9 protein-coding genes are annotated in these 6,155 nt (G+C 63.1%); 3 read left to right on the forward strand and 6 right to left on the reverse strand.

Annotated features, from left to right (window positions below):
• Positions 1 to 284: 284 nt before the first annotated feature.
• The 5 genes from N2315_08530 to N2315_08550 all read right to left on the reverse strand — a co-directional run bounded on the left by N2315_08530 (position 285) and on the right by N2315_08550 (position 4,321).
• A complete protein-coding gene (locus N2315_08530; protein MCX7829222.1) occupies positions 285 to 959 on the reverse strand; it encodes an HD domain-containing protein in 675 nt (224 codons plus the stop codon).
• Positions 960 to 980: 21 nt separating this feature from the next.
• Complete coding sequence (gene feoB / locus N2315_08535) at positions 981 to 2,981, reverse strand: ferrous iron transport protein B (GenBank protein MCX7829223.1); 2,001 nt, start codon at positions 2,979 to 2,981, stop codon at positions 981 to 983.
• A complete protein-coding gene (locus tag N2315_08540) occupies positions 2,978 to 3,274 on the reverse strand; it encodes a ferrous iron transport protein A (protein ID MCX7829224.1) in 297 nt (98 codons plus the stop codon). Before N2315_08540 ends, feoB begins: the two co-directional genes overlap by 4 nt.
• Positions 3,275 to 3,352: 78 nt before the next feature.
• Positions 3,353 to 3,577, reverse strand: coding sequence for a ferrous iron transport protein A (locus N2315_08545; GenBank protein ID MCX7829225.1), 225 nt, complete (start codon positions 3,575 to 3,577; stop codon positions 3,353 to 3,355).
• A gap of 75 nt (positions 3,578 to 3,652) precedes the next feature.
• On the reverse strand, positions 3,653 to 4,321 hold the full coding sequence (locus N2315_08550) for a metal-dependent transcriptional regulator (GenBank protein ID MCX7829226.1): 669 nt from the start codon (positions 4,319 to 4,321) through the stop codon (positions 3,653 to 3,655).
• Between the two features lie 179 nt (positions 4,322 to 4,500).
• On the opposite strand from N2315_08550, the gene N2315_08555 reads away from it, so the two are divergent.
• From N2315_08555 to N2315_08565, 3 genes are all read left to right on the forward strand, one after another.
• Complete coding sequence (locus N2315_08555; protein ID MCX7829227.1) at positions 4,501 to 4,671, forward strand: hypothetical protein; 171 nt, start codon at positions 4,501 to 4,503, stop codon at positions 4,669 to 4,671.
• On the forward strand, positions 4,661 to 5,248 hold the full coding sequence (locus tag N2315_08560; protein ID MCX7829228.1) for a hypothetical protein: 588 nt from the start codon (positions 4,661 to 4,663) through the stop codon (positions 5,246 to 5,248). The genes N2315_08555 and N2315_08560 overlap by 11 nt, the downstream gene beginning before the upstream one ends.
• Positions 5,249 to 5,352: 104 nt before the next feature.
• Positions 5,353 to 5,799, forward strand: a complete 447-nt coding sequence (locus N2315_08565; protein MCX7829229.1) for an Lrp/AsnC family transcriptional regulator — start codon at positions 5,353 to 5,355, stop codon at positions 5,797 to 5,799.
• A 78-nt stretch (positions 5,800 to 5,877) separates the two neighbouring features.
• Here the strand turns inward: N2315_08565 and N2315_08570 are convergent.
• A partial coding sequence (locus tag N2315_08570) for a rhodanese-like domain-containing protein (GenBank protein MCX7829230.1) occupies positions 5,878 to 6,155 on the reverse strand: 278 nt, incomplete at its 5' end.

The following is a 6,155-nucleotide window of genomic DNA, read 5'->3' on the forward strand; positions in this document are numbered from 1 at the left end:
AGATCCCTGCCTTCGTTTAGATTTTTACATGAGGCAACCCGTCTCGTTCGTTTAGATTCTTAAGAGAGGCAACATGGCCCAAAGACATGAATACATAATTACAGCCCTTGGGGTGCCCCCCAAAAAAAGCGCCGGGCGGGTCCCCACGGAGAAACCCCTGGCCCGGCGCCGGGCATTGAGCCCACAGCGAAGGGAGGAAGGATGCAGTAAAGTGCGCAAAACTAACTCAAACAGCTGCTTCACGTGAAACAATCAGGCTTCAAGGGCAGAAATTTAATTTATTTTCAATGGACCTCCGCCGTCCTTACGGAGTGCATGAGGTCCCCGTGGGGCAGGTTCGGGGAGTCCGGCAGCTCGTCAAAGCACAGATCCGAAAGATGGGCAAAGCCCAGGACCCCGGCGAAGACGTCCGCCACCATAGGATCAAACTGATCCATCCGGTGGTGGAGGATCTCCTCCACCGCCTCCCGACGGCCCATGGCGGCCCGGTAGGGCCGGTGGGACGTCATGGCCTCGAAGGCGTCCGCCACCCCTATGATCCTGGCGAAAAGCGGTATCTCCTCACCCTTAAGGCCCTCCGGATATCCCCGCCCGTCGAAGCGCTCGTGGTGGTGCAAGACCCCCAGCACCACCGCCTCGCAAAAACCCTCGGCCCGCAGGATGGCGGCCCCGGCGGAGGGATGGACCTGTATCATGGACCTCTCCACCGGGCTTAAGGGGCCATTCTTGTTCAGCACCCAGTCCGGCACCTTAACCTTACCTAGGTCGTGCAGCAGGGCGGAAAGGCCCAGCAACCTCAGGTCATCGCCGCGCACCCCCAGGGCCTCCCCCAGCAAGAGCGAGAGGGACATGACCCGCAAGGAGTGGGCCCTGGTGCCGGAGTCCAGGAGATCCAGAACCCCGGGGTTCACGGGTGGGACCGTATCTAAAGGGGTAAACGCCGGGCACAACGCCTTCAAGGCCATGGCAGGGCCCCAAGCCTAAAGCCCCATCCAAAGGGCCAGCCGGTAGGCCAAGAAGGCCCCAAGATACCCAGCGGCGGTGCTGTAAACCGCGGCGAACACCGTCCACTTGAGGCTTCCGGTCTCCTTGTACATGGCGCTCAAAGCCGCCACGCAGGGCACGTAAAGAAGGGACATGACCATGAACGCCAGCGCCGATGGGGCGCTGAAAAGCCCCTGCAGTGCGGCGGCCAACCCCTCCTCCCCCACTCCCATGATGGTTCCAAAGGCCCCTATGACCACTTCCTTGGCGAGGAAACCGAATATCAAAGACACCCCCGCCTGCCAGAATCCGAAGCCCAGAGGGGAGAGCAGCGGGGCTATGAGGGACCCAATGCGGCCTATGAGGCTCTCCCGGGAGGCGTACTCCACCCCCAGGGGCAGGTTCCCCAAGGCCCATATGACGAGCACCGTGCCCAGGATGAAGGTCCCCGCCTTCCTCACGAACTGGGAGGCCCTAAGGGCCGCGGAGGATATGACCCCCTTCCACTGGGGCAGCCTGTAGGGGGGAAGCTCCATGATGAACTGGGAGGGCTCCCCCTTGAAAAGGGTCTTGGAGAAGAGCTTGGCGGACAGCACCGACACCACAATCCCCAAAAGGTACATGCCGAAAACCACGTTACCCGCAAAGGCGGGGAAGAAGGCCCCGGAGAACATGACCAGCACCGGCAGCCGGGCGGAACAGGAGATGAAGGGGATCGACAGGATGGCGATCTTCCGGTCCCTTGGGCTCTCCAGTATCCTGGTGGCCATCATGGCGGGCACCCCGCAGCCGAAGCCCAGCAACATCGGGATGAAGCTCTTCCCGTGGAGCCCCATGGCCCTCATCACGCGGTCCATCACGAAGGCCCCCCGGGCCATGTAGCCGCTGTCCTCCAGAACCCCTATGAGGGCGAAGAGGATGAATATGTGGGGCACGAAGACCAGCACGGACCCCACGCCGCCGATGATCCCGTCCCCCACCAGGGATCCCAGCACCGAAGGAGCCCCGAGGGATGCGATGTACTCCGACACCCGCTCGCCGGCCAGGGCGAAGAGCCCGTCAAGCCAGTCCGCTATGGGGGTGCCAAGGGCGAAGGTCACCTTGAACATCCCCCAGGCCACCAGAAGGAAGATGGGAAGCCCCAAAAGGCGGTTCGTAAGCACCCTGTCGAGCCGGTCGTCCAAGCTCACCGCGGGTTTGAAGGCCGGGTCGAATCTCACCACCCGAGCCGCAAGGGAGGAGACAAAGCTCCAGCGCCTCTCCATGAGGGCGCACTGAAGGTCCATGCCCAGGGCGTCCTCCAGGCGCCGGTTCTCCTCCGCCAGGATCGAATCCAGCTCCTTGGACCTCTCCCCAAGGAGGTTCCAAAGCCTGGGGTCCCCCTCGGCGGCCATGAGGGCCCCGATCCGGGGGGAAAGGGGAAGGGACCAGGAAGACAGCGCCTCCTCCAGCCTCCTCAAGGAGGCCCCAACCAGGTCGCCGTAGTCTACCGCCAAGGTCTCCGAGGAAAGCTCCGCCTCCTCCATGGCCCTCACCAGATCCTCCAGCCCCTGGCCGGTCCTGGCCACTGTCTCAACCACCTTGACCCCAAGGGCCCCTTCAAGGCCCTTACGATCCACCACGATCCCCCTTTGACGGGCCAGGTCCACCATGTTGAGGGCGCAAAGCACCCCCTTGCCCCTCTCCCGGATCTGAAGGGCCAGGTACAGGCTCCTCTCCAGGGCGGAGGCGTCCAGCACCAGGATGACCCCGTGAAGGGGCTCCTCGGATATGAACTGGGAGGCGATGTGCTCGTCCACCGACGAGGCCCCAAGACCGTAGATGCCCGGCAGGTCCACCACCAGGGCCTCCCCCCGGGACAGCTTGACCCGCCCCTCCTTGCGCTCCACGGTGACCCCCGGCCAGTTGCCCACCTTCTGCCGGGAACCGGTAAGGCAGTTGAAGAGGCTGGTCTTCCCCACGTTGGGGTTTCCCGCCAGGGCCCACAGGGCGCTCAATTCCCACACCCCCCAGAGCAGGAACAGCAGGAGCCGCCGCAGGAGCTGAGAAGCTGCACCCTCACCACCTGGGCCTCCTCACGCCTTAGGCTCACGCCCATGCCCCTGAAGCGCACCGATATGGGATCCCCCATGGGGGCGGGCTTCCCCACCTGAAGCACCGTGCCGGGCACAAGCCCCATCTGAAGCGCCCGGGTTTTCAAATGGCCTACCCCCTCCAGCCCCACGATCCTGCAAAGAGCCCCCTCCCTGGCCTCGGAGAGGAGAAGGGAACCTTCAAGCCTCTTATCCATTCCAATTACCCCCGTTCCGTCTTGGAGATCCAATTTGTTTGACCCATAAAACTTAAAAGACCCTAAAAAAACACACCCCTATACGGCGGGTACCACCCAAATGCGGGACGCCGTCTGGCCCCCTAAGGCCAGCCGGGCCCCGGCGGCGTCCACCACCACGGAAAATCGGTCCCTCCGGATGAGCCTAAGCCTCACGCCCGGGGAGACCCCCATCTCCCCCAGCTTCTTGACCTCCCCGGGCTCCATCCTAACCCGCACCACCGAGAGGACCTCCCCCTCCGCCGCGGAGCTCAAAGGACACATGGCAACCCCTCCCGATCATGGAATTAAAAGTTCAAAACGCAGCCGCGGCCCCACGCCCCGCAAGGGCTGGGGCCGCTAGCCCTCCGAAACCGGAGAGACCCAAACGCACCGGGCCTCATGGGACCTAAGGCCCAAAAGGCGCCCCAGCACCTCCACCTCCAGCGGGTCCTCCCCCCAGGAGCGGCATTTGAGCTCCACCCCCGTCCCGGGGACCATCCCCATCTCCAAAAGGCGCTTCCTCAAGGCCCCCTCGGCGGTGATCCTCACCACCCGGCACCTCTTCTCCTCCCCCCCAAGGCACATGGGGTGAGGCAGGTCCAGGGGGCTTTCAAGGCGCCTTTTCAGCTCCAGGGCCCAGGATTCCCCGTTGCGCAAGCCCTCGCATATGTAGTCCGACAGGGCAAGCAGCCTCATCTCCACCTGGTCGTCCAACAGGTGCTCCATCTCGCAGGCCACCTGCTGGGCCCTCTGAGCCTCGACCCCAAGGAGCCTGAAGAAGTGGGCCAGCTCCTGGTGGCGGCGGTATATGGAAAGGGCCCTCTTGCGGCCCTCCTCCGTAAGGGACGGGTTGCCGTACCTCTCGTGCTCCAAAAGCCCCTCGGCGCACAGTTTCTTAAGGACCGACACCACCGTGCCCTTGGTGACCTCCAGGGCCTTCGCAAGCCCTGTCACCGAGGGCATCCGGCCCGCCATCTCCTCCAGGAACATCTCCTCCAGATAATCCTCGGAACGCTTCGACCACATGCTCTATCGTCCTCTGCCCCGGGGGCCAAGTTTGTTTTGTCCATCAAACACTTGGGAGCATAAAACACTCCCCCCCATAAGTCAAGGGGGCGTGGACTTTTTAAGACCCTCCTTGATTTAAGCCCCTTAAGATACGATAAACTAATGTGGAGCCGAAAAACCACACGGAGGTGATGCCCATGGAGTTGGTCTCAGCGGCGCAGTCCCAGAAGGAGCTCATGACGGGGCTGCAGATCCAGTACGCGGCGGCGAACAAGATAATGAAGACCGCGGCGGATCTTCAGCAGGACATGCTCCAGAAGCTCTTGGGGAGCATGGGGATAGGAAACAACGTAAGCCTTGAGGCCTAGGATCCTTGGGGGGCGGCCCTGCGCCGCCCCTGGACCAACCGGCGCGGCGCCATCCGCCGAATCCCCGGCGGCAAGGCTTATAAAGCTCCTCCTGCTCCTGGGGGCCCTTATGGCCTTCCCCGCCGGGGACTGCCTCGCCAAGGCCCCGGAGCGCCTCCCGGACGCGTCCCTGGTCCCCCTGTCCTCCCAAGGGCCCACGAGGCTCTCGGAGGCCTTCTCCGGGGACCTGGCGCTCATCGTCCTCTTCTCCCCCGGCTGCCCCTCCTGCGAAGCCCAGATAAAGGGGGCTGAGCAGTTGCTGGAGCAGTTAGGCCCCAATCCCCCATTCGCGGTGGTGCCCATAGCCACCGCCTACTACCCCTTGGGCTTCACCAAGGCGGTTTGGGAGTCCTGGGACGTAAAGTCTAAGGCTTTCGCGGAGGCGGGAGGGGAGGAAGGACTCTTCAAACACCTCAAGGTCCGAAACGTGCCGGTGCTCATCTGGGTCACCAAGGACCTGACCGTGAAGGGGCTTCGCCGCTCCCCCACGTCCCAGGGGGAGATCCGCCGGGACCTTAAGAAGCTCAAGGGGCTCTAGCAGCAGCTCCCCTTTCAATGGACAGGCCCTTCCCCAGGGCCTGTTTTTTTGTTAAGCTCTTTGCCTGTAAAATAGGGGCTGAGGTTTACAAGGGGAGGTTTCCCATGGACCAGTTGGACCTGAACCTGCTGGAGGATCTCACCGCCGACGGAAGGGTGAGCTACGCGGAGCTGGGCCGCAAGTACGGGCTCACCAGGGTGAGCATAAAGGAGCGGATCGACCGGCTCCGGCAGGAGGGCATAATCGAGGGCTTCACCATCACCATAAACCCCGAGGCGGCGGGAAAACACGTCTCCGCCTTCTTCGAGATCGACGTGGAGCCCTTCTACCTGGACTCGGTGGCCCACGCCCTGGCGGAGAAGCCGGAGGTGGAGAACCTGTACCTCATGACCGGTTCAAGCACCCTCCACATGCACGCACTCCTCAAGGATATGGAGGACCTGGAGCGATTCGTGCTGCACCACGTCTACTCCCTAAAGGGGATAAGCCGGGTCCAGACCCACCTGATACTAAAGCGCTACAAGAGCCGCAACGGGGGGCTCAGGCTCTAGCCCGCCATCCCGCAACGGGATGGCGAAGATGGCGTAAAGATTAAGGGGCCCCGGCGAAGGGGGCCCGCAAGGTCAAGCCTACTGTTTCTTGAGATCGAAGGGCCAGCCCACCACGCCACCCTCCAGCACCGCCAGGTCCTTGAAGCCGTGTTTCCTAAGTATCGCCATGGCGTCCCAGCCCCGCATGGATATCTTGCAGTAGGCCACCACCTTCTTGCCCGTGGGCACCTCGGCTATACGCCTTTCAAGCTGGCCCAAGGGGATCTCCAGTATCCCGTCAAAGGGCAGCTGCCCCTGGACCTCCTTCTCCCCCGGGCCCCGCACGTCCAGCAGCACCGCCCCTTCCTCCACCAGCT

Origin of the sequence: Thermanaerothrix sp., assembly GCA_026417795.1 — a bacterium.
Classification (GTDB): Bacteria; Synergistota; Synergistia; order Synergistales; family Synergistaceae; genus Thermanaerovibrio.

Excerpts from the sequence above, each read along its gene's own strand:
- N2315_08540 (MCX7829224.1), bottom strand. The coding sequence starts at position 3,274 with ATGGATAAGAGGCTTGAAGGTTCCCTTCTCCTCTCCGAGGCCAGGGAG.
- N2315_08545 (MCX7829225.1), bottom strand. The coding sequence starts at position 3,577 with ATGTGTCCTTTGAGCTCCGCGGCGGAGGGGGAGGTCCTCTCGGTGGTG.
- N2315_08550 (MCX7829226.1), bottom strand. The coding sequence starts at position 4,321 with ATGTGGTCGAAGCGTTCCGAGGATTATCTGGAGGAGATGTTCCTGGAG.
- N2315_08555 (MCX7829227.1), top strand. The coding sequence starts at position 4,501 with ATGGAGTTGGTCTCAGCGGCGCAGTCCCAGAAGGAGCTCATGACGGGG.
- N2315_08565 (MCX7829229.1), top strand. The coding sequence starts at position 5,353 with ATGGACCAGTTGGACCTGAACCTGCTGGAGGATCTCACCGCCGACGGA.